Here is a 24545-nt window from a genome sequence, read left to right on the forward strand (position 1 = left end):
GCAGAGTGTTCGGGCGGCGAGCCGGGACGAAAACGCCCCGCGCGGCACAGGGCCGGGCGGGGCGCATCCGCGTCTAGGAATTCGTCGTACCTAGAGCTGGCCGAGCATGTGCTCCGCGCTCGAGACCGAGAAATCGCCCGGCGCTTCGACGTTGAGCTGGGTGACCACCCCATCCTCGACCACCATCGAATAGCGCTGGGCGCGCTTGCCCATGCCGAAACCGGACCCGTCCATGGTCAGGCCCACCGCTTCGGCGAACTCGCCATTGCCGTCGGCCAGCATGGTGATGTCGTCGCTGCCCGCAGCGCTCTTCCACGCGCCCATGACGAAGGCATCGTTGACCGCGGTGGCGACGATTTCGTCGACACCCTTGCCCTTCAGCTCGTCGGCCTTCTCGACATAGCCGGGCAGGTGGCGTGCCGAGCAGGTCGGGGTAAAGGCGCCGGGCACCGAAAACAGGGCCACCTTCTTGCCCTTGAAATAATCCGACGAACTGACCTTTTCGGGGCCGTTCTCGGTCGCCTTGACCAGTGTCACATCGGGCAGCTTGTCACCCACCGAAATCGTCATGCTGGAAACTCCGTCTTTCCCGTCCGTGGGTGAGGTAGGCCTGCACGACTGCGTTCGCAACCTCGATGACGTGGTTAATTTCGCTTTACCGCGCCGCTTTAATTTACCGTAAATCTCTGGAGCGATGCTGGCGTCCTGCGGGTCAAGGGATCGGCCCGCCAGGGAGACCAGGGACATGCATTTCGTCAAGACTTTCGCCGCTGCGGCTAGCGCCGCGGCACTTCTCCTCGCGCCCGCTTCGGCCAGTGCTACGGGTTCGAGCGACGCAGAGAACCTGCGCCGCCTCGACATCATGTTGATGGTGACATCGCTGCGCTGCCGCATGGGGGCGGACAATTTCCAGCCACAGTACCGCCAGTTCTCGGCCAACCACCTCGCGACGCTGAACGGCGCCGCCAAGCAGCTCGAGGCGGGCCTCGTGAACCAGCACGGCGCCAAGGGCGCCAAGCGCGCGCTCGACCGTATCAGCGTGGGCATGGCCAACGAATACGGCCAGGGGCATCCTTGGCTCGGCTGCCGCGAACTCAAGCAGATCACGACGGATCTCGCCGCCTCGCGCGATCCTCTCGACCTGCGTATCGCGGCGGTCGAACTGCTGGCTACGGCGCCCAGCCGCGGGGGGCGGTTCGCGGCTCACTGAGGCGCCTGTCGAAGCGGCGCGACCGGGGGCTGTTGCCCTCTCTTCGATCACGGGCTAGGGGCGGCGACAACAAGTGGCCGCCCCTTTTCCTGCGCGGCTTCCATCCCGCCAGCCGAGGACTTTTTTCGTGACCGAATTTACCGATTACGTCGTCAAGGACATTGCGCTCGCCGAATATGGCCGCGCCGAAATCGCCATTGCCGAAACCGAAATGCCGGGCCTGATGGCGCTGCGCGAAGAATACGCCAGCAAGCCGCTCAAAGGTGCTCGGATCACCGGTTCGCTGCACATGACCATCCAGACCGCGGTGCTGATCGAGACTCTCGTGGCTTTGGGCGCCGACGTGCGCTGGGCGACCTGCAACATTTTCTCGACGCAGGATCACGCCGCCGCCGCGATCGCCGCGCAGGACATTCCGGTCTTCGCGATCAAGGGCGAGAGCCTCGCCGACTATTGGGATTACGTCGGCAAGATCTTCGACTGGTCGACCGATGACGACGCCGACCGGACCGCCAACATCATTCTCGACGACGGCGGCGACGCGACCATGTTCGCCCTGTGGGGCGCGCGCATCGAAGCGGGCGAGGAACTGCCCGAGCCTCAGAATGCGGAAGAGATCGAATTCCAGCGCGCGCTGAAGGCCTTCGTGAAGGCGAAGCCGGGCTACCTGAGCAAGTCGGTGAAGAACATCGTGGGCGTTTCGGAAGAAACCACCACCGGCGTCCACCGCCTCTATCACCTTGCCAAGCAGGGCAAGCTGCCGTTCCCCGCGATCAACGTGAACGACAGCGTCACCAAGTCGAAGTTCGACAATCTCTACGGCTGCCGCGAATCGCTGGTCGACGCGATCCGCCGCGCGACCGACGTCATGCTCTCGGGCAAGGTCGCCTGCGTCGCCGGCTTCGGTGATGTCGGCAAGGGCAGCGCCCAGTCGCTCCGCAACGGCGGTGCACGCGTGCTGGTAACCGAAATCGACCCGATCTGCGCGCTGCAGGCGGCGATGGACGGATTCGAAGTCGTGACCATGGAAGAGGCGGTGAAGGTCGCCGACATCTTCGTCACCGCGACGGGCAACGAACACGTCATCACTGCCGAGCACATGAAGGCGATGAAGGACAAGGCGATCGTCTGCAACATCGGCCACTTCGACAGCGAGATCCAGATTTCGGCGCTCGACAATTACGAGTGGAACGAGCTCAAGCCGGGCACCGACCTGGTGAAGTTCCCCGACGGCAAGGAAATCATCGTGCTCGGCAAGGGCCGGCTGGTGAACCTCGCCTGCGCTACCGGGCACCCGAGCTTCGTGATGAGCTTCTCCTTCACCAACCAGACGCTGGCGCAGATCGAGCTGTGGACCAAGGGCGACGAATACGAGAACGACGTCTACGTCCTGCCCAAGCACCTCGACGAGAAGGTCGCGGCGCTGCATCTCGACAAGCTCGGCGTGAAGCTGACCCAGCTCAGCCAGAAGCAGGCCGACTATATCGGCGTGCCGGTCGAAGGCCCGTTCAAGCCCGAGCATTACCGCTACTGATTGCGCCAATCGGCGGAAATACAAGCGCATGAACGCGCGCGGGGGCATTGCACTCCCGCGCGCGTCCGCATAGCTGGCGGGTGATGGAAAGCTCACCCGCACTGATGGCCGTTCTCGGCCTCCTGCTGGCCTTGTGGACCGCGGGGGCGGTGTGGGTGATGCTGCGCGCCAGCACGCGCGAGCAGAAATCGCTCTCCTCCCGCAAGACCGCCCAGCGTCTGTCGCGGCTGATCGAGGAAGGTCCGGCGATCCCCCTGCTGGTCCGCGCCGACGGGCGGATCGAGGCGCCCGACCGGCTGGCGCGCTGGATCGGGCTCGACAAGGTCCCCGAATATCTCAGCGAATTGTCCGGACTGGACGGCCGCGGCCTGTCCGAGCAGCAGGTCGAGAATCTCACCCGCGCGGTGCGGCGTACCCAGAAGACCGCCAAACCGTTCCGCATGGCGATCACGCTGTCGCCGGGATCGGGCAAGTCGCTCGCGCTCCACGGAACGCTCGCCGATCCGGCCGTCTCGCCCGGAGGCGCGGCCCTGGTCTGGGTGTTCGACTTCAGCGAGAGCGAGACCGAACTGGCGCTGCTGCGCGAAGAGGCGGCGCGCGCGCGCGAGGATTTCGGCGCGCTGGTTGGCCTGATCGAGGCTGCGCCCATGCCGATGTGGTTCCGCGGCGGCGACATGCACCTGCGGCTGGTCAACCAGGCCTATGTCGCCGCAGTGGGCGCGGAAAGCGCCGATCAGGTGGTCGCCGACCAGGTCGAGCTGGTCGAGACGGTCAACGGGCGCACCGCCGCGCAGGTCGCGCAGCAGGCTGCCGACCGCCGCCAGCCGATCGAGCGCATCGTCAGCGCGACGATCGACCGCGCGCGGCGCACCATCCGCGTCACCGATCTCCCGCTGATGGGCGAGGGCATCGCCGGCTATGCGGTCGACATCGAGGAAATGGAGGAGCAGGCACGCGAATTCCGCGCCTTCCGCGAAGCCCAGCGCTCGATGCTCGACCAGCTCTCGATCGGCGTGGCGCAGTTCGACGCCGGGCATCGGATGACCTTCGCCAACCAGCCGTTCCACCGCGTGTTCTCGCTGCCTCCCGGCGTGGTCAACGATCGCACCACTTTCGAGCAGATGCTGCTCATCGCACGCGAAAACGGCCGCATTCCCGAGGTGCGCGACTTCCCGGCCTGGCGGAGCGAGCTGGCCGAATGGTTCCTGCGCGACGAGCCGCATGAAGAGCCCTGGCCGCTCTCGGACGGCACGCATATGCGTATCGTCGCGCAGCCGCTGCCCGATGGCGGGCTGGTGATGATCGCCGAGGACCGCACCGAGCAGCTCGCGCTGTCGGCGATGCGCGACACGCTGCTGCGGACCCGCACTGCGACCTTCGACAATCTGTTCGAGGCGCTGGCCGTGTTCGCGCCCGACGGACACCTCGAACTGTGGAACCGCGGCTTCCCGGGCGCCTGGGGAATCGATCCCGAGGTTCTCGACGGTCATCCGCAGGCCGAAGACCTGCTTGCCGCCATCGCCGCCAATCTCGCAGAGCCAGCGGCCATCTCGCGGGTCAACCAGGTCATTCGCGCGGCGACGCTCGATCGCAAGAAGAGCGACGGCCGGATCGAGCTCGCCGACGGGCGGACGCTCGATTTCACCGGGGTTCCACTGCCCGACGGCAACGGCATGCTGACGGTGCTCGATGTCACCGCCTCGCGACAGGCCGAAGAGGCGCTGCGCGAACGCAATCGGGCGCTCGAGGAAGCCGACGCGGTGATGACCCGCTTCCTCGCCAACATGAGCTACGAATTCCGCACCCCGCTGACCTCGATCGGCGGCTTCGCCGAATTGCTGACCAGCGGCATCGCCGGCGAACTCACGCCGCAGGCGAAGGAATATGCGCAGGCGATCTCGCTCTCGGTGGGCAAGCTGACCGAGCAGGTCGAGAATGTGCTCGATCTCTCGCAATCCGAGGCCGGCCTCATGCCGCTGCGCAAGAGCAAGCTGGAGCTCATGCCCTTCGTCACCCAGATCGTCCGCCAGCAGGAGCGGCGGATTCTCGACAGCGGACTGACGCTCGACCTCAAGGGCAATCCGGACAAGTCGGTCACGGCCGACCCCCACCAGTTGCGCCGGGCGATTTCGCAACTGCTCGACAATGCCATCAACGGCACGCCGCGCGGCGGCCGGATCGTGGTCGAGATCGGGCGCAAGCGCGACGAGACCCGGATCGTCATCTCCGACAACGGCCGCGGGATGAGCCAGCACGAACTCGCCCGCGCGCTCGAGGGAATCCGCATGTCCCCCGACGGCAAGGGGATCGAGCGGCGTCAGGGGCTAGGCATTCCGCTCGCCCGCCAGTTGATCGAAGCGCATGGCGGTACGCTCGAAATCCAGAGCCGCAAGGATGCCGGCACCAGCGCCACGATCGTCCTGCCGTGAGGATTGCGTTGCCCGACCTCGCGGCAATGGAGGCCTTCGGGCGGCGGATTGCGGAGCGGCTCGCTCCCGGCGACGTCGTGGCGCTGTCGGGTGCGCTGGGGACCGGCAAGACCACGCTCGTTCGCGCGATCCTCGCCGCGCTCGGCCATCGGGGCGAGGTGCCTTCACCGACCTACACCATCGTCGAAACCTATGACGGTTTGCGGCTGCCCGTTGTGCATGCCGATTTCTATCGCCTCGAGGACCCGCGCGAGGTCGAGGAACTGGGGCTCGACGACTACCGCGAGGGCGCGGCGCTGCTGGCGGAATGGCCCGATCATGCGGGCGGGTTTGCGCATGAGGCGGGTTGTCTGTCGATCGATCTCGAAAAAGTGGGTGACGGGCGCGAGGCCGTTGTAACCCCGGGCGCATCTTGGCAAGGCCGCTGGCCATGAGCGACGCACTAATCGACGATATTCATCACTTCCTGGGCGACACCGATTGGGAGGGCGCGGAGATCGCGCCGCTGATCGGCGATGCCAGCTTCCGCCGCTATTTCCGCATCAGGCTGGGCGGCAAGAGTGCCATGCTGATGCATGCGCCGCCCCCGCACGAGGACCCGGGGCCCTTCCTCCATGTCGCGCACTGGCTCGAGGAGAACGGCCTGCGCGCGCCGCACATCCTTATCGAGGATGCCACCGCGGGCTGGGTGCTGACTGAGGATTTCGGCGACCAGCGCATGCGCGAGTGGATCGACGAGAATCCCGAAGACGAGCGCGACATCTATGCCAAGGCGATCGATACGCTCGTGCAGCTGCATCGCCTGCCGCCCGGGCCCTTCGAACCCTACGATATGGCGACCTACCTGCGCGAGGCGCTGCTGCTGACCGAATGGTATTGCCCGGCGATGGGGCTTGAGGTCGACGAGCAGGGCTTTCGCGCGGCGTGGATCGCGGCCCTCGAGCCGTTGTGGGCGCGCCAGACGCCCGGCGTCACCGTGCTGCGCGACTACCATGCCGAGAACATCATGCTGCTCGAGCCCGGCAAGCTGGCCGGCGAGCAGGGGCTGATCGATTTCCAGGACGCGCTGGTCGGGCACCCGGCCTACGACCTCGTCAGCCTGCTGCAGGACGCGCGCCGCGATGTATCGTTCGATCTCGAACACGAAATGCTCGGTCGCTACCGTGCGGCTGCCGATCCGGGCGAGCATTTCGAGGCCGACTACGCCCGGCTCGGCGCGCAGCGGAACGCCAAGATCGTCGGCATCTTCACCCGCCTGTGGAAGCGTGACGGCAAGGATCGCTACCTCGCGATGATACCGCGCGTGTGGGAAGCGATGGAGCGCGACCTTGCGCATCCGGCACTGCAGTCGGTTGCCGACTGGTTCGCCGCGAATATCCCGCAGCAGATTCGCGACAGCTTCGGTGGGGAAATCCGGTGACCGAGCTTGCTTCCGATACCGCCATGGTGATGGCCGCCGGGCTGGGCAAGCGCATGCGCCCGCTCACGGCGGCGACGCCCAAGCCGCTCGTGCGCGTCGCGGGGAAGCCCCTGATCGACCGGACACTCGACCGGCTGGAGGAGGCGGGCGTCGCGAAGGCAGTGGTGAATACCCACTATCTCGCCGACGCGATCGAGGCGCATATCGGTCCTCGCGCGCTTCCCAAGGTGGAGTTTTCCGACGAGCGCGATCATCTGCTCGAGACCGGCGGCGGCATGGTCAAGGCGCAGGCTGCCGGGCAGCTTCCCGATCCCTTCTTTGCCTGCAATGCCGACAGCATCTGGCTCGACGGTCCGCGCAACGCCTTTGCCGATCTCTCGACATGCTGGGACCCTGAACGGATGGATGCCCTGCTGCTTGTGGTGACCCACGCGCGGGCGTTCAACTTCGAAGGCACCGGCGATTTCTACATGGATGGGGCGGGGCGCCTCAGCCGCAAGAAGCCGGGCCGCATCGCGCCCTTCATCTACACCGGTATCCAGCTGGTCTCGCACCGGTTGCTGCGCGATGCGCCCGACGGGGCCTTTTCGACCAATGTCCTGTGGGATCGCGCGATCGAGGAAGGGCGCCTCTTCGGCGTGGCCTTCACCGGTCAGTGGTACGAAGTCGGCACGCCGGAACACATCCGGCCCACCGAACAGGCCCTGACGGGTGGCTGAGCGGGCAGGGCCCAAGCTCTATTCCATCGCCGCGCATCGCGGTTTCGCCGATGCGCTGGTGGCGGGACTCGTCCCGCGCTACGCCGATCCCGAATTCGGGCTTGCGCGTCTGACGCTGCTGGTCCCCAGCAGCCGCGCGCGACGGACGATTTCCGAGGCCTTTATCCGCCACGCGGGCGAGACCGGTTCGCCCGGCCTGCTGATGCCGCGCATGGCCGTGGTCGGCGACCTCGACCTCGACGAGACGCTGGGGCCGCTGCTCGATCCGCTCGGCGCGGCCGACATCCCACCCGCTGTCGACCCGCAGCGTCGGCTGTTCGCACTGGCCCGGCTGATTGCCGACACAATGGGCGATGATGCGCCCGGCGGGGCGACCTTACTACGGCTTGCACGCGAAACCGGGGCGACCATGGACCGGCTGCTGGTCGAGGGCGTGGGCCCCGAGGAACTCGTGGGCGAGCCCGTGCTAGATCTGTTCGGCTCACTGTCGGACCACTGGCAGCGAAGTCTCCATCTTTTCGCAACTGTGCAGTCCAAGTGGTTGGCGCAATTGCAACAATGGGATGCGCTCGACTCGGCGGCGCGGCGCAATCGCCTGTTCGACTGGGCGGCACGCCAGTGGAAGGAGCAGCCTCCCGCCACGCCTATCGTGGCCGCCGGCGTAACCAGCGCGGCGCCGACCCTGGCAAAGCTGCTGCGCGTGATTGCCGATCTGGACAACGGGGCGGTGATCCTCCCCGATTTCGACCTGACGATGCCGCAGGCTGTGTGGGACGAACTCGGTCGTGCGGGAGCGGCGCCCGGACCGGGCGACACGCCGTTTGCGCGCGAGGATGCGGTCACCCATCCGCAATACCATCTCAAGCTTCTGCTCAACCGCATGGGCGTCGCGCGCGAGGAAGTGCAACCATGGCATCGCAAGGGGCTTGCTGCCGCACCACCCGCGCGCAGCCATGCGATCGGTTCGCTCTTCCTGCCACCCGAGGCGAGCAAGAGCTGGGTCGCGCTGCCGCCGGAGAAGCGCCGCCTTTCAGGCGTGCGGATCATGACGGCGGCCAATCCCGAAGAGGAAGCGCAGGCGATCGCCCTTCTGGTGCGCGAAGCGGTCGAGCAGCCGGAGAGGCGCGTCGCGCTGGTCACACCCGACCGCGCGCTGGCGCGACGCGTGGTGCATCATCTCGACCGCTGGAACATCGCCACCGACGATTCGGCGGGGCGCCCGCTGTCGCAGACCGCGGCGGGGCGGTTGTTGCTGCTGCTCGCCGAGGTCAGGGCCGATCGTGCCACGCCAGTGCCGCTGATGGGACTGCTCGGCCACCCGCTGGTCGATGGCGGGATGGAGCGCGGTGCATGGCTGCGCCAGTTGCGTCGGGTCGAACGCGCACTGCGCGGACCGCGCAAGGCAGGCGGACTTGCGCCCGTCGCGGCCATCGCGGCGAAACTCGCCGAGCGCCATCCGCGCGTGGCCGAATGGTATGCGATGGTCGAGGCGGCGCTCGCGCCATTGCTTGCGCTGGCCGATGAGGAGAGCGTGGCGCTCGCCGAATTGCTCGACGCGCTCGTCACGAGCGGCGAAGCGCTGTGCGGCGAGAAGCTGTGGGGCCGGGAGGACGGGCGTTCGCTCGCCACTTTCGTCGAGGATCTGCGTCTCCACGCGCGCGAGGCCGGGTTCACGCTGGCGCCGGGCGAAGCGGCCATCGCGCTGCGCGATGCGATGGAGCAGGTCGCGGTGCGTCCGCCCTATGGCGGGCATGCGCGCGTCCAGGTGCTCGGTCTGCTCGAAAGCCGGATGAACCGCGCCGAGCTGGTCATCTGTGCCGATCTCAACGAAGGTGTCTGGCCCACCCGTGGCGGTGTCGACGCCTTGCTCGCCCCACCGGTGCTGCGTGCGCTAGGGGTCCCGGGCGCCGATTTCCGTATCGGCCTCTCTGCCCACGACCTCGCAGGGGCGATGGGCGCGCCCGAAGTGGTGCTCTCGCATGCGCAGCGCGACGAGGCGGGGCCGGCGATTCCCTCGCGCTTCCTGCTCCGCGTGCAGGCGCTGCTGGGCGAACAGCTCGAGGGTCATGAAGAGACCGCGGCGATCGAACTCGCCCGCGCCATGACGCGTGCACCCACCGCCCCGCGTTATGTCCGGCCCGCGCCCGATCCCGCACCCGAGCAGCGCGACGTTGACATCTCCGCCACCGCGCTCGACCGGCTGCTGGGCGATCCCTACCAATTCTACGCCGACCGGATCATGGGGCTGAAGGATCTCGATGCGCTCGATGCCGAACCCTCGGCGCCGTGGCAGGGCACGGTCGCGCACAAGATCCTGCAACGCTGGCATGAGGCGCGTGAGAAGGACGATGCCGCCAGGCTCGCGCCGATCATGGAAGCGGTGCTCGACGAGGAGAATGCCGATCCGCTGATGCGCGGCCTGTGGCAGCCGCGGCTCGAGGCCGCGCTTCGCTGGATCGAGGACACCGTGTCGGCCTACGAGGACCGGCGTGTGCTGGCGGTCGAGAAGAAGGGCGCGATGAGCTTCGAGGGCGTGCATGTCCACGGCCGCGCCGACCGGATCGACCGGCTCGCCGACGGCAGCCTCGCGATCGTTGATTACAAGACCGGCACGCCGCCGAGCGCCGCGCGAGTCGAGGCGGGCTTCGCGCTCCAGCTCGGCATTCTCGGCCTGATCGCCGACCGGGGCGGGTTCGACGGGCTCGCCGGCGATCCGGCCGCCTATGAATACTGGTCGCTGGGCAAGGCCAAGTCCGACAATCCGTACGGCTTCGGCTATGTCGAGGTGCCGCTGAAAGTGGGCAACAAGCGATCGGGCGTGGCGCCCGAGGATTTCCTGCCGCTGACCGCGGAGAAGCTGGCGCTGGCGATCACCCGCTTCATCAAGGGCGGAGATGCCTTCACCGCGCGCGAGAACCCCAATTACGAAGGCTACGACACCTACGACCAGCTCATGCGGCTCGACGAGTGGATCGCGCATCAGGACGGCGGGGAAGCGGCATGAGCGGGGCGGTCTACGAACTGCAGGACAAGCAGCGACTCGCGGTCGATCCGCTCGGCAGCGTGTGGCTCTCGGCAAGCGCGGGAACGGGCAAGACACAGGTGCTCTCGGCGCGCGTGCTGCGGCTGCTGCTCGAGCCCGGGGCCGATCCCTCGCAGGTGCTGTGCCTTACCTTCACCAAGGCGGGCGCGGCCGAGATGGCGGTGCGCGTCAATGCGGTGCTCGCGCGCTGGGTACGGATGGAGGACGCACAGCTGGGGCGCGAGCTGGCTTTCCTCGGTGCCCCCGCCGATCCCGCGACACGGTCCCGCGCCCGCGCGCTGTTCGCGCGCGTGCTCGACTGCCCCGGCGGCGGCCTGCGGATCGATACGATTCACGCTTTCGCGCAATATCTGCTCGCCGCCTTCCCGGGCGAGGCGGGGATATTGCCCGGGACGCGCCCGATGGAGGATCGCGAACGCGACCTCTTGAGCCGCGAAGTGCTCGCCGACCTGCTGGCACAAGGCGATCCGCGCGTTACCGGGGCGATCGCCGAGATGAGCAAGCGCAAGGGGCCCGACGCGGTGCGCGGCTGGCTGATGCGCTGCGCCCGGCACGGCGACCTGTGGCGCGGCCCGGGAAGCTGGCAGCCGCCGATGCGCCCGCGCGTCCACCGCCTGCTCGGCATTCCCGCCGATGCCGGCGCGGCATGGGTGGCCGAGGCATGTTCGGACGAGGCTTTCCCGGTCGCCTCCCTGCGCGCCTGCTTCGCGGCGACGCGCGGGTGGTCGGCCAAGACCGGGCAGCAGTGTGCCGACTTCCTCGAAAGCTGGCTCGCCAGCGACGTCGGGACAAGGCTCGACCGGCTCGACGGATTTCTCGACACGCTGCTCAAGAAGGACGGTACGCCGCGAAAGATGGCGGGCGCCGAAAAGATCGATCCTGGCCTACCGGCCAATCAGGATCGCGTGGCCGAAGCCGTGGCGATGGTGCGCGAACGCGCCGCACTGCTGAACCTCGCCGCTTTCCTCGCGCAGCAACTCGAGGCGGGGCGCGCATTTGCCCTGGCCTGGGACAAGGCAAAGGAGCGCGAGGGGTTGGTCGATTTCGACGACCTCATCGCCCGCGCGGCCACGCTGCTGTCCGACAGCACGATAGCCGAGTGGATCCGATACAAGCTCGACCGCAGCTTCGACCATATCCTCGTCGACGAGGCGCAGGACACCAATGCCGCGCAATGGGCGATCGTGAAGGCGCTGACGAGCGACTATTTCGACGGCGAGGGCGCGCGCGGCGATGCGGTCCGCACGATCTTCGCGGTGGGGGACTACAAGCAGGCGATCTTCGGTTTCCAGGGTACAAGCCCGGAGAATTTCCGCGAGGCGCGCGACTATTTCGATGCGAAGATCAGCGGCGCGGCGGAGGCGGCGGGCTCTATCCGCGGCGGTCCGCGCATTCGCCCGCTCGAGAAATACGGCCTCGGGCGCAGCTATCGCACCAACCAGGAGGTGCTTGGCTTCGTTGACCGCGCGATCGGGGCGATCGGCTACGAGGGCTTCGGCCTAGATACGCCCGCCGACCCGCACAGCGGCAGCGGCGAGCCGGGTCTGGTCGGCCTGTGGCAGGTGGTTCGCGTCGCGGAGGCGGAGCACGACGACGGGGAGGGCGAGGCGGAGGGCTGGCTCGCGCGCCACGACCGGCTGCTCGCCGATCGCATCGCGCAGCAGGTCGCACAATGGCTCGATCCCAATGGCGAGGGCTTCACCCTGTCGAAGGGCGGGCAGCGTCGCGCCACGGCGGGCGATGTCATGATCCTCGTCCAGAAACGCCGCGAACTCGCCTCGCTGATCGTTGCGCGGCTCTACCGGCACGGCGTGCCCGTGGCCGGGGTCGACCGCTTGCGGCTGGGCAATCCGCTGGCGGTGAAGGATCTCATGGCCGCGCTGCGCTTCGCGGCGCAGCCGCTCGACGATCTGACGCTGGCCAGCCTGCTTGTCTCGCCGCTGCTCGGCTGGAGCCAAGAAGATCTGCTCGAACATGGCTACCGCCCCCGCGGCGTCCGGCTGTGGGAGCATCTCCGCGCAAGCGACGATCCCTTCGTCGTCGCGACTGTCGCTTCGCTGCTCGAAATCCTGCGCCGCGCCGATTTCGACAGTCCGCAACAATTGCTCCACTGGATCCTGCTCGGTCCGCTCGACGGACGCCGGCGACTGGTCGCGCGGCTGGGACGCGAGGCGAACGACCCGATCGACGAACTTCTCAACGCCGCCAACGCTTACGCAAGCGCGCATACCGCCAGCCTGCAGGGCTTCATCCGCTGGTTCGATGCGGGCGACGGCGAACTGAAACGCGAGGCGGGCGCGGGCGGCGACCAGGTCCGCGTGATGACGGTCCACGGCTCGAAGGGGCTCGAGGCGCCGATCGTGATCCTAGCCGATTCCGCGATCCGCCCCGATGGCGCCGGCGAGCTGGTGCTGCGCGAGGACTTGCCCGGCATAGACCGCCCCCGCGAAATTCCGCTGCCCGCGCTGGGCAAGGAGGACAAGGTCGGCCCAATTGCGAATGCCGACGAGGTCGAGGCGGCGAAGGCGATGCAGGAGCACTGGCGGTTGCTCTATGTCGCGCTGACCCGCGCGCAGGAGGCGCTGTTCATTACCGGCTCGCTCGGGCCCCGAGACGCGCGCAACGGCCCACATGAAGACAGCTGGTATGCGCGGCTGAAGCCGCTGTTCGGCGGGGACGAGGGGCTGGCCGACCCGATCTGGGGGGCGCGCTGGGAAGTGGGTGAGCGCACCCCGCCGGTCCCGGCAGTCGAGAAGGGCGGCTTGGTGGACGAGCTGCCGCTGCTGCCCGCTTGGGCGACGCGTCCGGTCGGGCCAGAGCCGCGCCCTCCGCGCCCGCTGGCACCTTCGGGGCTGGGCGAGGTCGAGGGCAGCGATCCGCCGCTTCCCCCGGGCAGCGCGAGTGAGGCGGCACGCCGCGGCACGCTGATCCACGCGCTGCTCGAGCGCCTGCCGCTGGTCGCGCCTACCGAGCGGATGGAGAAGGCAGGCGCCTGGCTCGCACGCCAGGCGCACGATCTCGCCGTCGCCGAGCGCGAGGAGATGCTCGCCAGCGCCGTGGCGGTGCTCGACGATCCCGGTTTCGCCGCGGTTTTCGGTCCCGATGCGCTCGCCGAAGTCCCGCTGGCCGCCACCGTGGAGGGGCAGGTGGTGATGGGCACCGCCGACCGCCTTCTGGTCACGCCCGAGGCAGTCCGCGTGGTCGACTTCAAGACCGCGCGCCGCCCGCCCGCTACGCTCGACGCCATTCCCGATGCCACGATGAAGCAGATGGCGGCCTATGTGGCTGCGCTGAAGGTCATCTATCCCGGTCGCCGGATCGAGGCGGCGGTGCTCTATACCCAGACGCCGCAACTCTTCGTCTTGCCGCCCGCGTGCATGGCTGCCTACAAGAGCGCGTTTGCGGCGCCGCAGGAAAGTTTTGTCCTGCCTCCCGTTGTGTAATCGGACCGGCTGCCCACATCGGCAGCCGAAGGAATTTCAGGAGATACCCCATGGCCACCACCGCCGTCACCGATGCCAGCTTCAAGTCCGACGTGCTCGAAAGCGACAAGCCCGTGCTGGTCGATTTCTGGGCCGACTGGTGCGGTCCGTGCAAGATGATCGCCCCCGCGCTCGAGGAACTGAGCGACGAGCTGGGCGACAAGGTGACCATCGCCAAGATGGACATCATGGAAAACCCCGACGTGCCCGGCGCGATGGGCGTCCAGTCGATCCCCTTCCTCGTGCTGTTCAAGAATGGCGAACCGGCAGCGCAGATGCGCGGCGCAGCTCCGAAAGGCCAGCTCAAGCAGTGGCTTGAAGGCGCGCTTTAATCCATTTTTCCATATAGTTCGGCGAGTTCTTCCCACAGGGCGGGGCTCGCCGCACCGAGCAGGCCCGGCCGGTCCCAATCGTCGACGCGATAGGGGGACCCGTCGGGCCTTGCCGCTTTTCCGCCCGCCTCGTTGAGCCACAGCACGCCCGCCGCATGGTCCCATGCGAGCGTGCGCTCGAAGATCGAGACGTCGTTCACGCCCAGCGCCAGGCGCGGATATTGCTCCGCCGCGCAGAAGGGAATGTCGACCAGTTCGTAATTGGGCGAGATGTGCCGCCTGGTCGCCTCGCGCCGCTCTTCCTGCATGAAGATCAGCGATATCGCGCCGATCGGCGGAGTCTGGCCTGTCGGTCGGGCCGAGATGCGTTTGCCATCCACTGTCGCGCCCTGATCCTCGTGCGCGACGCAGAACCGTCCCGAGAGGCAATCGTAGATCCAGCCCGAGCGTGCGATCCCCCCATCGGCACGCGCGACGATGATGCCGAAGGGCGGCTTGCCATGCGCGAAATTGCGGGTGCCGTCGATCGGATCGACGATCCAGCAGGGACGGTCGAGCCGCTCGAGGATCGAAGGGTCGGCATGGGCCGCCTCTTCGCCGACGAAGGCGAGCGAGCCGTCGATGGCAGCGAGCCCTTCGCGCAGCAGCGCCTCGCTTTCCTTGTCGGCGATGGTGACCGGATCGTTGCCGCCCTTGTCCTCGACCTCGCCCGCCGAAAGATTGCGGTAGCGCGGAAGGATCGCCTGCTCGGTCACGCGCTCCATCAGCGCGAGAATCTCGCGATCGAGCGCCCGATCATCCAGAGCTTGCCGAAGGGTCAAGAGCGGTAGTCCGCGTTGATCGCGATATAGCCGTGCGTGAGATCGCAGGTCCACACGGTTGCGCGGCCCGATCCGATGCCGAGATCGACATCGATACGGACATCCTCGCCTTGGAGATGCTTCGCGACCGGTGCCTCGTCGTAATCGGGCAGCGGCTGGCCATCCCTGGCCGCCCAGGTTCCGCCGAAGCCGATCGAGAGGCGGTCGCGGTCGGCGGGTTCGCCCGCCTTGCCCACCGCCATGACCACGCGGCCCCAATTGGCATCGCCCCCGGCGATCGCGGTCTTGACTAGCGGCGAATTGGCGATGGCGAGCCCGACGCGGCGGGCGCTGTCGTCGCTCTCCGCACCCGTCACCGCGATCTCGATGAATTTCTGTGCCCCTTCGCCGTCTCGGACGACGAGCTGTGCAAGCTCGCGGCAGACTTCGAGCAGCGCGGCGTAGAATGCGTCGGCCCCGGCATCGTGCCAAGAGGCGAGCGGCCGATTCCCCGCCTTGCCGGTGGCGAAGGCGAGCACCGTGTCGCTGGTCGAGGTGTCGCCGTCGACCGTGATGCAGGAGAAGGTGGCGGCATTTGCCTTCTCCAACATCTCCTGCAGGAATCCGGGCACCACTGCTGCGTCGGTGAAGATATAGCCGAGCATGGTTGCCATGTCGGGCGCGATCATGCCGCTGCCCTTGATGAAACCGGCGAGCTCGACGCGGGTCTGGCCGAGCATCGCCGCAGCTCCGGCGCCCTTGGTGAAGGTGTCGGTCGTGCCGATCGCACGCGCGGCGTCTTCCCAGCCGCAGGGCTCGGCGGCGAGTGCCGCCTCCACCCCGGCGCGCGCCTTGTCCTTGGGGAGCGGGACGCCGATCACGCCGGTCGAGGATACGAAGACCTCGTGGGTGCCGCAGCCGAGCGCTTCCGCGACTTGCCCGACGATCTGCTCGACCGCCTCTCGCCCGCGCAGCCCGGTGAAGGCATTCGAATTGCCGGCATTGACCACCAGCGCGCGTGCATGGCCCCGCTTGACCTGGTCTCGCCCCATCTCGACTTCGCTCGAGGCACAGGCGCTGGTGGTTAACACACCAGCTACCGAGGTGCCTTCGGTGAGCTCGACGAGAGTCAGGTCGGCGCGGTCCCACGCCTTGTATCCGGCCCGCGCGACGCGCAGCGTGACGCCGGCGATCGGCGGCATCTCGGGGAAGGGGCGGGCGAGCGGTGAGCGGGCGATATCCATCACCGCTCCTGTAGTTTTCCCACAGCCGCCCCGCAATGCTTGCCGGGCAGCCGGGCGGCTCGTATCTCGCAAGATATGAAGATCGCTCGTCTAATTCCCGTCCTCGCGCTGTGCGCTTCGAATCTCGCCGCGCAGGAGCTGCCGCCGATCTCGGCGCCGGGGGGCGATCCATATGCCGCAGTGGAGACGCCGGTCGATCGCTGTCCGAACGGCCCACCACTGAGCGCGTCGGAAAGCGCGATTGCGGCGAATGGCAGCCGAAGGCTGCGGGCGAATTATCCGCGCGAGGCGGAACGTCGGGGCTGGACGGGCGAAGTCCACATGCGGCTGCTCATCGGCTGCGACGGCAAGGTCAAGGATTGCACCGTGTTGAAATCGTCCGGGCACGATGTGCTCGACAAGGCGGGGTGCGACAACATGCTAGACTACGCCAGGTTCAGCCCGGCGACGGATGACGAAGGTAGGCCGGTCGAGAGCTTTCACGAAATGAGCTTCAAATTTGCGCTCTGATCGAGCCACATAGCGAGCGGAATCGCGCATCCTCGCCCATTGGTTCGCACGATGCGTTTCGCGTGATCGTCTCGCTTGCGCTCATGGCAAGCATCAGGCCGCTCGCGCGCTTCCCCTCGGCACCAGCAGGAACGCCACCAGATAGAGCAGGCCTGTTACCAGCAGCAGGTTGTTGTAGCCGGTGAACAGTGCCGCATATTCGAGGCATCCTCCGACGATCGTGCCGAGCAGGTTGACGGCGAAGGCCGACTGCGAATCGCCGCTCTCGCGGAAGCGCTTCGCGAAGGCGATATTGGCCAGGTAGATCGGGAGGAAGGCGAGCACTGTCGCAGCCGCCAGCCGCGGCCAGAACGCCAGCGAGAGCAGCCATTCGGGCTTGATGATCCAAGCGGCCGCGAGAGAAGCCGCCATCGCCAGGAATACGATCTTGAGCGGCGGGGTCTTGACGCGTCTCTCGGTTTCCACCGCCGCGAGGACGATCAGCAATACGCCGGCAAAGACCAGCGCATTGACGAACCAGGTCGTGCCGAACAGCAGCGCGAAAGTGGCGATGTTCTTGGTTTCGAGCAGCAGGAACGCCGCGCCCATGAAGAACAGGTCGGCATAGGGACGCATCGTACCCAGCGGACCGCCCAGCACGCGCACGGTCAGCAGCGAGGCGAGCAGGATCGTGGCGATGGTGATCGCGTAGACCGGCGGGAAATTGGTGCCGCGGAAATAGAGGAAGGGGGCATCGTCGCTGACGGTGCTGATCTTCGAAGAGGGTACCCACGGATCGCCGCAGGTCTGCGATCCTTGCTGCATCGCCACGCTGACGACCGCCTGCGCGTCGGCCCATGTATCGACGCAGGGCTCGTGCCCAAAGACCTTGTGCACGGTCCCTGCAAGGCGGTCGATCAGCCAGGGCTCGCGGTAGTAATTGTACATGGCGAAGGCGCCGTCGGGCTTGAGCACGCGGCGGACCGAGGCAATGGCCTCCTCGGTGAAGAGGAAGCTTTCGAGCCGGATTTGCGACGCCCCGCTCACCAGTGTCAGCGAATCGGGGAGGGCGAAGAGGACGAGATCGTAGCGCCGATCGGTATTCTCGAGGAACGCCCGGCCATCGTTGACGTGGCGGGTCACTTTCGGATCGGCATAGGGATGGTCGGGATTGAACCGCGCGCCGATCGACATGATGAGCGGGTCGATATCGACGGCATCGATACGCTTCGCGCCCTTGCTCAGCGCGATCGCCACATCCGAGCCCGATCCCGCCCCGATGATCAGGACGTCGTCGAGCTTGTGGGGCAGGCGCAGGTAGGGCGTTTCGTAGATCCGCTCTCCCTGTTGGAGCTTCCAGCGCGCCGGTGCCATCAGCTGGTGGGGGACGCCATTGGCCTTGATCAGGAGAAGCTCTTGCTCGTCCTGGACCACGACCTCGGTCTCGACCTTGTAGTAGGGCGACCAGGCGACCCCCGGCTGCAGCGTCTCGACGGCCAGCCCGATCAGCAGCCCCACCGACCACAGCGCTGCCCGCAGCTTTCGATCCCTGGCGGTCAGGATCATCATCGGGATGAGCGCGACCACCCCCCAGACCAGCGAAGGGGCCTGGAGGAAGCTGAGCGCGGTGAAGGCGAGGATGCCGGCAAGCGAGCCGAGAAGATCGTTTCGATAGGATGTGAGGGGCGCCAAATGCGCGAAGCAGCGCCCGACCACCTCGGCCGGCCCGGCAAGGATGACGGCGACCAGCAGGAAGACGAAGGGGAGCGCCAGCCAGGCGGGCGGGCCGCTTATCTCGAGCGAAGTGAAATAGATGATATCGGAGCCGGTACGCTCGATCGAAACCGGAAAGACGATCACGAGGATCACCAGCAGCGCGAGCAGGGGCAGTGTGATCGGCCAGACCGACCAGCTTTTCCGGCTGATCAGGAAACCCGCCCCGATGCCGAGAAACGAGCCGAGCAGGACGAAGTTCGAGAAGTAGGACAGGTGGACGACATTCGACCCGAGCCAGCGGATCAGTGCCAGCTCGAGGAACAGCATCAGAAATGCCGCCAGTGCCAGCCGCCGTTCGACCGGCCTCGCTGCGTCGCCTTCGAGTATCGTCTTCTCGTTACGATCGGCGGCCGCCGACGCGTCCATGGTCTGCTCGTTCACGAATTTCCCCGTCCTGACCCTGTGCCGCCCTCGCAACCACCCACTGACGGTCTGCTATCGCGCTCGTGATTAGTAAAGCCTTGCCGCCGGGCCGCCCACATGCGCGCTCGCGGATGGACAATCGGCCCGCGAATGCCTATCGGTCCGGCCATGCTTCGTCGCCTGATCACCTTGCTCGCACTGCTCACCGGCCTCGCGGCCGCGGGGGCTCCTGCGCATGCGCTGGTGTACGACGCGGGAGCGGGCGTCGAACTCGCCGCACGCGCGGAAAAGCCGTGCAAGAGCGACACCTGCGAATGTCCCGGTACCGTGCGCCAGTCGCTCGCCAGTCGGCGCATCGCGAAGCCTTGCAAGCCCGCCCCGGTCATCACGGTCGTTATCCCGACCGTGCAGCTGGGTGCGGACCGCGCCTACGAATAGCGCCCGCTTTCCAAAAGCACCCCGTTTCTGCCCGGCACGGTCAGCGTGCGCGGGCGTTCACACCATAGAATTCATCAGGAAGGCTCGAAGGCCCCGCACATGCTCAATTCCATCATGAAAGCCGTCTTCGGTTCGTCGAACGACCGCTACGTCAAGTCGCTCGGCAAGATCGTCAACCAGATCAACGCACTCGAGCCCCAACTTCAGGCGCTGACCGACGAGGAACTCGCCGCGCAGACCGACAAGTTCCGCGCGCAGCTCGCCGACGGCAAGACGCTCGACGATATCCTCCCCGAAGCCTTCGCCACGGTACGCGAAGCCTCGGTTCGCGTGCTCGGCATGCGCCATTTCGACGTGCAGATGGTCGGCGGTATCGTGCTCCATCGCGGTGAAATCGCCGAAATGCGTACGGGCGAGGGCAAGACGCTGGTGGCGACGCTCGCGACCTATCTCAACGCGATCGAAGGCAAGGGCGTGCACGTCGTCACGGTCAACGATTACCTTGCCGCGCGCGACGCCGAATGGATGGGGCGCCTGCACCGCTTCCTCGGCCTGACCATCGGCGTGATCGTGCCCAATCTGTCGGAATACGAGCGCCGCGAGGCCTATAATGCCGACATCACCTATTCGACCAACAACGAACTCGGCTTCGACTATCTGCGCGACAACATGAAGCACGAGCGCGCGCAAATGGTACAGCGCCCCTTCAACTTCGCGATCGTCGACGAGGTCGACTCGATCCTGATCGACGAGGCGCGGACGCCGCTGATCATCTCGGGCCCGACCGAGGACAAGTCCGACCTCTACATCTCCATCGACGAGGTGGTGAAGACCTTCCCCGACGACTGGTACGAGAAGGACGAGAAACAGCGCAGCATCCAGCTGACCGAGGAAGGCACCGAGGAAGTCGAGAAGCTGCTGATCGAGAAGGGCCTGCTCGAGACCGAGAACCTCTACGATGTCGAGAACACGCAGGTCGTCCACCACCTGGACCAGGCGCTACGCGCAGTGCACATGTTCAAGCGCGACATCGACTACATCGTCAAGGACGACAAGGTCGTCATCATCGACGAGTTCACCGGTCGCATGATGGACGGCCGGCGCTGGTCGAACGGCCTGCACCAGGCGGTCGAGGCCAAGGAAGGCGTCAAAATCGAGCCCGAGAACCAGACGCTCGCCTCGATCACCTTCCAGAACTACTTCCGCATGTATCCCAAGCTTTCGGGCATGACCGGCACCGCCGCCACCGAGGCCGCCGAGTTCTGGGACATCTACAAGATGAACGTGGTCGAGATCCCGACCAACGTGCCCGTTCAACGCATCGACGAGGACGACGAGTTCTACAAGAACACGCAGGACAAGTTCCAGGCCATCGCCAAGGCGATCGCCGAGAAGTCGAAGAACGGCCAGCCCGTGCTGGTCGGCACGGTGTCGATCGAAAAGAGCGAGATGCTGAGCGCCTTCCTCGAGAAGGAAGGCGTGAAGCACGAGGTCCTCAACGCCCGGCAGCACGAGCGCGAGGCGCATATCGTGGCGCAGGCCGGCCGCCTGGGCGCGGTGACGATTGCGACCAACATGGCCGGGCGCGGCACCGACATCCAGCTCGGCGGCAATGTCGACTTCCGCATCGACGACGAGCTCGGCGAGATGGAGGATGGCGCCAAGAAGGACCTCGAGATCGACCGCATCAAGGCCGAGGTCGCGGCCGAGCGACAGAAGGTACTCGAGGCGGGCGGCCTGTTCGTGCTTGGTACCGAGCGGCACGAAAGCCGTCGCATCGACAACCAGCTGCGTGGTCGTTCGGGCCGCCAGGGCGATCTGGGCCTGAGCCGGTTCTACCTTTGCCTCGAAGACGACCTGCTGCGCATCTTCGGGCCCGACACGCTGTTCGCCAAGATGATGAACTCGAATCTCGAGGATGGCGAGGCGATCGGCTCGAAGTGGCTCTCGAAGGCGATCGAGACCGCGCAGAAGAAGGTCGAGGCGCGCAACTACGAGATCCGCAAGCAGGTCGTGCAGTACGACGACGTGATGAACGACCAGCGCAAGGTCATCTACGAGCAGCGCGCCGAGATCATGGATTCGGAAGCGGTCGACGATGTGGTCGTCGCGATGCGCCACGATGCGATCAATTCGCTGGTCGCCGAAGCCTGCCCTCCCGGCTCCTATCCCGAACAGTGGGACGTCGCCGGCCTCAAGACCCGGATCGCCGAAATGCTCGGCATCGATGCCCCGGTTGAACAGTGGATCGAGGAAGACCAGGTCGAACCCGAGATCATCGAGGAGCGCCTCGCCGAGCAGGCCGATGCGATCATGGACCGGAAGATCGCCGCTGCTGATCCTTCGCTGTGGCGCCGGATCGAGAAGAGCGTCCTGCTGCAGGAACTCGACGGCCAGTGGAAGGATCACCTCGCCACGCTCGACGCGCTGCGCCAGGTCGTGGGCCTGCGCGCACATGCGCAGAAGCAGCCGCTCAACGAGTACAAGCAGGAAGCCTTCAGCCTGTTCGAAACCATGCTCGACAAGTTGCGCGAGGAGGTGACCAGCAAGCTCATCCGTCTCGAGCTCGTCGAGCCTGCTCCGCTGCCGCAGATCGACCTGCCCGAGCTACCCGATTTTCTCACCGGACATATCGATCCGCTGACCGGGCTCGAGGATTCGAACGACGGTGACGGCTCGGCGGCGCGCGCGGCGCTGTTCGGCGCGCTCGCCGGGAGTCCGCGTGCCGCGGTGGGCCCGGGTGGCGCAGTGGCCGAAAATCCCTATGCCGGCATGGAGATCAGTCGCAATGCACCGTGCCCCTGCGGCTCGGGCAACAAATACAAGCATTGCCACGGCGCGCTCGGCGGCTGAGCCGGGCGGGCGGCTCCGCTGCTAGCTGCGGCGGGGCTTCCTGACCATGGGTTGCAGCGGCGGACTGTCCGGCTCCGGAAGGATCGGCTCGCCCAGCGGCTCGAAGCCGCATGACATGTAGAAGCCGGTGTTCGCCGGGTTGGAATTCTCGAGATAGGCGGGAAGGGCGGCGCGGTCGCATGCGTCGAGCACCGGCCGGATCAGCTTGCGGCCGAGCCCTTTGCCCTGCGCGCTCGGCCGCACGCCGATGCTGAAGAGATAGGCGTGCTCGAAGTCGGGATGGCGCGCCTCCATAGCCTCGCCGGTGCGTATCCCGCGGCGCACCGCGCCGGCGCCGCAGGTGACAACCGTGCGGATAGCGAAGGCGGCATAATCCCTCAACGAGAAGCTGGCGTCGCCGCCCGGAAGCATCCACATGCAGGCGCCCGCGTCGCCGAGCGTGTAGCAATAGCCGCGCGGTGCGTAGATACGCCGCGCCTGCAGGTGGAACAGGTTGCGGATGCCCGCGAAGCGACCGAACAGCCATAGGTTGAAGGGATCGGCGCGAAAGGCATCGGCGGTGATTGCGCCCAGGCGGTGCGCGTCGGTGGGGCCGGCATGCCGGAGCCCCTCTCCCAACAGGATATCTTCTGCCTGCATAGCCCCCGATCCTTTCCCTCGTCGCAGTGCTAGCCCGCGCGGCGCGACCGGTCTAGGCAGCGGCATGATCCTTCTCGCTGCTGCGTTCCTAGTCACCGCCCTCCTGTATGCCAGCGTCGGCTTCGGCGGCGGGTCGACCTATACAGCGCTGCTGGCGCTGGGCGGGGTCGACTACCGCCTCCTCCCGCTGCTCTCCCTCGCCTGCAACATCGTGGTCGTGGCGGGCAGCACCCTGCGCTTCGCCCGCGCGCGGGTCACGCCGTGGCGGGACGCGCTGCTGCTCACGGCCACGGCAGCGCCGGCGGCCTTCCTCGGCGGCCTGACGCCGATCGGCGAGAAGGCCTTTCTCGGCATCCTCGGAGCCTGCCTCGTGCTGACCGGGTTGAGTCTGATTCTCCCTGCGCGCGAAGACGAAGTGGCCAAGCCTGCCCGCTGGGCGCGCCTGATGCCGATCGTCGCCATGCCGCTCGGCTATCTCGCCGGGCTGGTGGGCATAGGCGGGGGGATATTCCTCGCCCCCTTTCTGCACCTCGCGCGTTGGCAGGGTGCGCGCGCCATCGCCGCGACTGCGAGCCTGTTCATTCTGGTCAATTCGCTCTTCGGCCTTGCGGGGCAAATGCTCAAGGGCGGGGCGGGGCGATTGAGCGCGGCGGTCGATTTCGGCCTACCGCTGCTCGTCGCGGTCGCCATCGGCGGACAGCTCGGCAGCCTGCTGGCGCTCAAATACCTGCCGCAGCGCTGGATTCGCCTCGGCACGGCGGCGCTCACCACCTGGGTGGGCGTGCGCTTGCTGCTGATTTTATGAGAAAAGTGGCTCCCCGAGTTGGATTCGAACCAACGACCAAGTGATTAACAGTCACCTACTCTACCGCTGAGCTATCGGGGAGCAGCCCGCTGGGCAGGGGTGCGCCTATATGGGCGCGATTCGGGTTTGGCAAGCGGGCAATTGGCAAAAATTGTGCGGCGCCGCGCGGCGTGGGCGATCAGACCACGAATTGCTCGGCGACGATGCGTTCGTCGAGCGCGTGGCCGGGGTCGAACAGCAGCGTCAGTTCGCTGTCGCGGGCGATTTCCAGGTCGACCTGGGCGACATCGCGCAGCTCGCGCTGGTCGGCCACGACCGACACCGGGCGCTTGTGCTCCTCGAGCACGCGCAACGAGACGCGGCTGCGATCGGGCAGGATCGCGCCATGCCACCGGCGCGGTCGGAAGGGGCTGATCGGGGTGAGCGCGAGGAGATTCGAATCGAGCGGCAGGATCGGCCCGTCGGCGGAGAGGTTGTAAGCGGTCGAACCCGCGGGAGTCGCCAGCAGCACGCCGTCGCAGACGAGCTCGGGAATCCGTACCTTGTCGTCGACCATGACCTCGAGTTTCGCCGTCTGGCGCGTTTCGCGCAGCAGGCTGACCTCGTTGATCGCGCAGAAAGTGTGTTCCTCGCCGTCCTGGGTCACAGCGCGCATCCGCAACGGAGCGATATGATGCGGCTTGGCCTTGCCGATCCGCTTGACCAGCGTTTCGGGATTGCGGTTGCGGTTCATCAGGAAACCGACCGTCCCAAGGTTGAGCCCGTAGGCGGGAACGATCCGGCCGCTGTCGAGCATGGCATGCAGCGTCTGCAGCATGAACCCGTCCCCGCCGAGCACGACGACGGCATCCGCCTGATCGAGCGGGACCCAGTCGGCGATGTCGGCGAAATCGCGCATCGCGGCTTCCTGCGCGCGCGGAGCATCGGAGACGAGCAGGGCCAGGCGGCTGAATTCGGACATGGTCCCTC

General features: G+C 66.8%; 19 protein-coding genes and 1 tRNA gene. 13 read left to right on the forward strand and 7 right to left on the reverse strand.

What is annotated here, in order from left to right; translation table 11 throughout:
• Positions 1 to 90: 90 nt before the first annotated feature.
• The gene (locus K3181_RS13625) at positions 91 to 570 is read right to left on the reverse strand and encodes a peroxiredoxin (protein WP_221603669.1); all 480 of its coding nucleotides are present in this window, start codon (positions 568 to 570) and stop codon (positions 91 to 93) included.
• Positions 571 to 745: 175 nt separating this feature from the next.
• On the opposite strand from K3181_RS13625, the gene K3181_RS13630 reads away from it, so the two are divergent.
• From K3181_RS13630 to trxA, 9 genes are all read left to right on the forward strand, one after another.
• Positions 746 to 1210, forward strand: coding sequence for an S-adenosyl-L-homocysteine hydrolase (locus K3181_RS13630; RefSeq protein WP_221603670.1), 465 nt, complete (start codon positions 746 to 748; stop codon positions 1208 to 1210).
• 127 nt (positions 1211 to 1337) lie between these two features.
• Positions 1338 to 2744 (forward strand): adenosylhomocysteinase, encoded by a 1407-nt coding sequence (gene ahcY / locus K3181_RS13635; RefSeq protein WP_221603671.1) that lies wholly within the window; start codon positions 1338 to 1340, stop codon positions 2742 to 2744.
• A gap of 83 nt (positions 2745 to 2827) precedes the next feature.
• Positions 2828 to 5173 carry a sensor histidine kinase gene (locus K3181_RS13640; protein ID WP_221603672.1) on the forward strand — a complete coding sequence of 782 codons (2346 nt, stop codon included), beginning with the start codon at positions 2828 to 2830 and terminating at the stop codon, positions 5171 to 5173.
• A complete protein-coding gene (tsaE, locus tag K3181_RS13645; RefSeq protein ID WP_221603673.1) occupies positions 5170 to 5607 on the forward strand; it encodes a tRNA (adenosine(37)-N6)-threonylcarbamoyltransferase complex ATPase subunit type 1 TsaE in 438 nt (145 codons plus the stop codon). The genes K3181_RS13640 and tsaE overlap by 4 nt, the downstream gene beginning before the upstream one ends.
• Positions 5604 to 6593, forward strand: coding sequence for an aminoglycoside phosphotransferase family protein (locus tag K3181_RS13650; RefSeq protein WP_221603674.1), 990 nt, complete (start codon positions 5604 to 5606; stop codon positions 6591 to 6593). Before tsaE ends, K3181_RS13650 begins: the two co-directional genes overlap by 4 nt.
• Positions 6590 to 7312 carry a nucleotidyltransferase family protein gene (locus K3181_RS13655; RefSeq protein WP_221603675.1) on the forward strand — a complete coding sequence of 241 codons (723 nt, stop codon included), beginning with the start codon at positions 6590 to 6592 and terminating at the stop codon, positions 7310 to 7312. Before K3181_RS13650 ends, K3181_RS13655 begins: the two co-directional genes overlap by 4 nt.
• On the forward strand, positions 7305 to 10316 hold the full coding sequence (gene addB / locus K3181_RS13660; RefSeq protein WP_221603676.1) for a double-strand break repair protein AddB: 3012 nt from the start codon (positions 7305 to 7307) through the stop codon (positions 10314 to 10316). The genes K3181_RS13655 and addB overlap by 8 nt, the downstream gene beginning before the upstream one ends.
• The gene (addA, locus tag K3181_RS13665; RefSeq protein ID WP_221603677.1) at positions 10313 to 13798 is read left to right on the forward strand and encodes a double-strand break repair helicase AddA; all 3486 of its coding nucleotides are present in this window, start codon (positions 10313 to 10315) and stop codon (positions 13796 to 13798) included. The genes addB and addA overlap by 4 nt, the downstream gene beginning before the upstream one ends.
• 50 nt (positions 13799 to 13848) lie before the next feature.
• Positions 13849 to 14169, forward strand: a complete 321-nt coding sequence (gene trxA, locus K3181_RS13670) for a thioredoxin (RefSeq protein WP_221603678.1) — start codon at positions 13849 to 13851, stop codon at positions 14167 to 14169.
• Here trxA and K3181_RS13675 read toward each other — a convergent pair.
• Positions 14166 to 14933, reverse strand: a complete 768-nt coding sequence (locus K3181_RS13675) for an inositol monophosphatase family protein (RefSeq protein ID WP_221603773.1) — start codon at positions 14931 to 14933, stop codon at positions 14166 to 14168. The genes trxA and K3181_RS13675 overlap by 4 nt on opposite strands.
• 53 nt (positions 14934 to 14986) lie before the next feature.
• Entirely contained in the window at positions 14987 to 16213 is a 1227-nt protein-coding gene (gene argJ / locus K3181_RS13680; RefSeq protein WP_221603679.1) for a bifunctional glutamate N-acetyltransferase/amino-acid acetyltransferase ArgJ, read from the reverse strand.
• Between the two features lie 75 nt (positions 16214 to 16288).
• Here argJ and K3181_RS13685 point away from each other — a divergent pair, with 75 nt between their 5' ends.
• Positions 16289 to 16723 carry an energy transducer TonB gene (locus K3181_RS13685; protein WP_221603680.1) on the forward strand — a complete coding sequence of 145 codons (435 nt, stop codon included), beginning with the start codon at positions 16289 to 16291 and terminating at the stop codon, positions 16721 to 16723.
• Positions 16724 to 16816: 93 nt separating this feature from the next.
• Here K3181_RS13685 and K3181_RS13690 read toward each other — a convergent pair whose 3' ends face one another.
• On the reverse strand, positions 16817 to 18859 hold the full coding sequence (locus K3181_RS13690) for a spermine/spermidine synthase domain-containing protein (protein ID WP_345725510.1): 2043 nt from the start codon (positions 18857 to 18859) through the stop codon (positions 16817 to 16819).
• 150 nt (positions 18860 to 19009) lie between these two features.
• Here K3181_RS13690 and K3181_RS13695 point away from each other — a divergent pair, with 150 nt between their 5' ends.
• Together K3181_RS13695 and secA are read left to right on the forward strand one after the other, a co-directional pair.
• A complete protein-coding gene (locus K3181_RS13695; protein WP_221603681.1) occupies positions 19010 to 19279 on the forward strand; it encodes a hypothetical protein in 270 nt (89 codons plus the stop codon).
• A 99-nt stretch (positions 19280 to 19378) separates the two neighbouring features.
• Positions 19379 to 22132, forward strand: coding sequence for a preprotein translocase subunit SecA (gene secA, locus K3181_RS13700; protein ID WP_221603682.1), 2754 nt, complete (start codon positions 19379 to 19381; stop codon positions 22130 to 22132).
• A gap of 21 nt (positions 22133 to 22153) precedes the next feature.
• On the opposite strand, the gene K3181_RS13705 is transcribed toward secA, so the two are convergent.
• Positions 22154 to 22771, reverse strand: a complete 618-nt coding sequence (locus K3181_RS13705) for a GNAT family N-acetyltransferase (protein ID WP_221603683.1) — start codon at positions 22769 to 22771, stop codon at positions 22154 to 22156.
• A 64-nt stretch (positions 22772 to 22835) separates the two neighbouring features.
• Between K3181_RS13705 and K3181_RS13710 the strand changes: the two genes are divergently transcribed.
• Complete coding sequence (locus K3181_RS13710) at positions 22836 to 23576, forward strand: sulfite exporter TauE/SafE family protein (RefSeq protein WP_221603684.1); 741 nt, start codon at positions 22836 to 22838, stop codon at positions 23574 to 23576.
• Positions 23577 to 23582: 6 nt separating this feature from the next.
• Here K3181_RS13710 and K3181_RS13715 read toward each other — a convergent pair.
• Positions 23583 to 23657 (reverse strand) — tRNA-Asn (locus K3181_RS13715).
• 97 nt (positions 23658 to 23754) lie between these two features.
• Positions 23755 to 24537 (reverse strand): NAD kinase, encoded by a 783-nt coding sequence (locus K3181_RS13720; RefSeq protein ID WP_221603685.1) that lies wholly within the window; start codon positions 24535 to 24537, stop codon positions 23755 to 23757.
• Between the last annotated feature and the right edge of the window lie 8 nt (positions 24538 to 24545).

The sequence above is a fragment of the Qipengyuania mesophila genome, assembly GCF_019711655.1.
GTDB classification, from domain to species: domain Bacteria; phylum Pseudomonadota; class Alphaproteobacteria; order Sphingomonadales; family Sphingomonadaceae; genus Qipengyuania; species Qipengyuania mesophila.

What these genes read in the sequence shown, in the direction of transcription:
- argJ (WP_221603679.1), bottom strand. Translation starts at nt 16,213, where the DNA reads ATGGATATCGCCCGCTCACCGCTCGCCCGCCCCTTCCCCGAGATGCCG.
- K3181_RS13650 (WP_221603674.1), top strand. Translation starts at nt 5,604, where the DNA reads ATGAGCGACGCACTAATCGACGATATTCATCACTTCCTGGGCGACACC.
- K3181_RS13675 (WP_221603773.1), bottom strand. Translation starts at nt 14,933, where the DNA reads ATGGAGCGCGTGACCGAGCAGGCGATCCTTCCGCGCTACCGCAATCTT.
- K3181_RS13720 (WP_221603685.1), bottom strand. Translation starts at nt 24,537, where the DNA reads ATGTCCGAATTCAGCCGCCTGGCCCTGCTCGTCTCCGATGCTCCGCGC.
- K3181_RS13625 (WP_221603669.1), bottom strand. Translation starts at nt 570, where the DNA reads ATGACGATTTCGGTGGGTGACAAGCTGCCCGATGTGACACTGGTCAAG.
- K3181_RS13640 (WP_221603672.1), top strand. Translation starts at nt 2,828, where the DNA reads ATGGAAAGCTCACCCGCACTGATGGCCGTTCTCGGCCTCCTGCTGGCC.
- trxA (WP_221603678.1), top strand. Translation starts at nt 13,849, where the DNA reads ATGGCCACCACCGCCGTCACCGATGCCAGCTTCAAGTCCGACGTGCTC.
- addA (WP_221603677.1), top strand. Translation starts at nt 10,313, where the DNA reads ATGAGCGGGGCGGTCTACGAACTGCAGGACAAGCAGCGACTCGCGGTC.
- K3181_RS13710 (WP_221603684.1), top strand. Translation starts at nt 22,836, where the DNA reads ATGATCCTTCTCGCTGCTGCGTTCCTAGTCACCGCCCTCCTGTATGCC.
- K3181_RS13630 (WP_221603670.1), top strand. Translation starts at nt 746, where the DNA reads ATGCATTTCGTCAAGACTTTCGCCGCTGCGGCTAGCGCCGCGGCACTT.
- secA (WP_221603682.1), top strand. Translation starts at nt 19,379, where the DNA reads ATGCTCAATTCCATCATGAAAGCCGTCTTCGGTTCGTCGAACGACCGC.
- K3181_RS13685 (WP_221603680.1), top strand. Translation starts at nt 16,289, where the DNA reads ATGAAGATCGCTCGTCTAATTCCCGTCCTCGCGCTGTGCGCTTCGAAT.
- K3181_RS13695 (WP_221603681.1), top strand. Translation starts at nt 19,010, where the DNA reads ATGCTTCGTCGCCTGATCACCTTGCTCGCACTGCTCACCGGCCTCGCG.
- K3181_RS13705 (WP_221603683.1), bottom strand. Translation starts at nt 22,771, where the DNA reads ATGCAGGCAGAAGATATCCTGTTGGGAGAGGGGCTCCGGCATGCCGGC.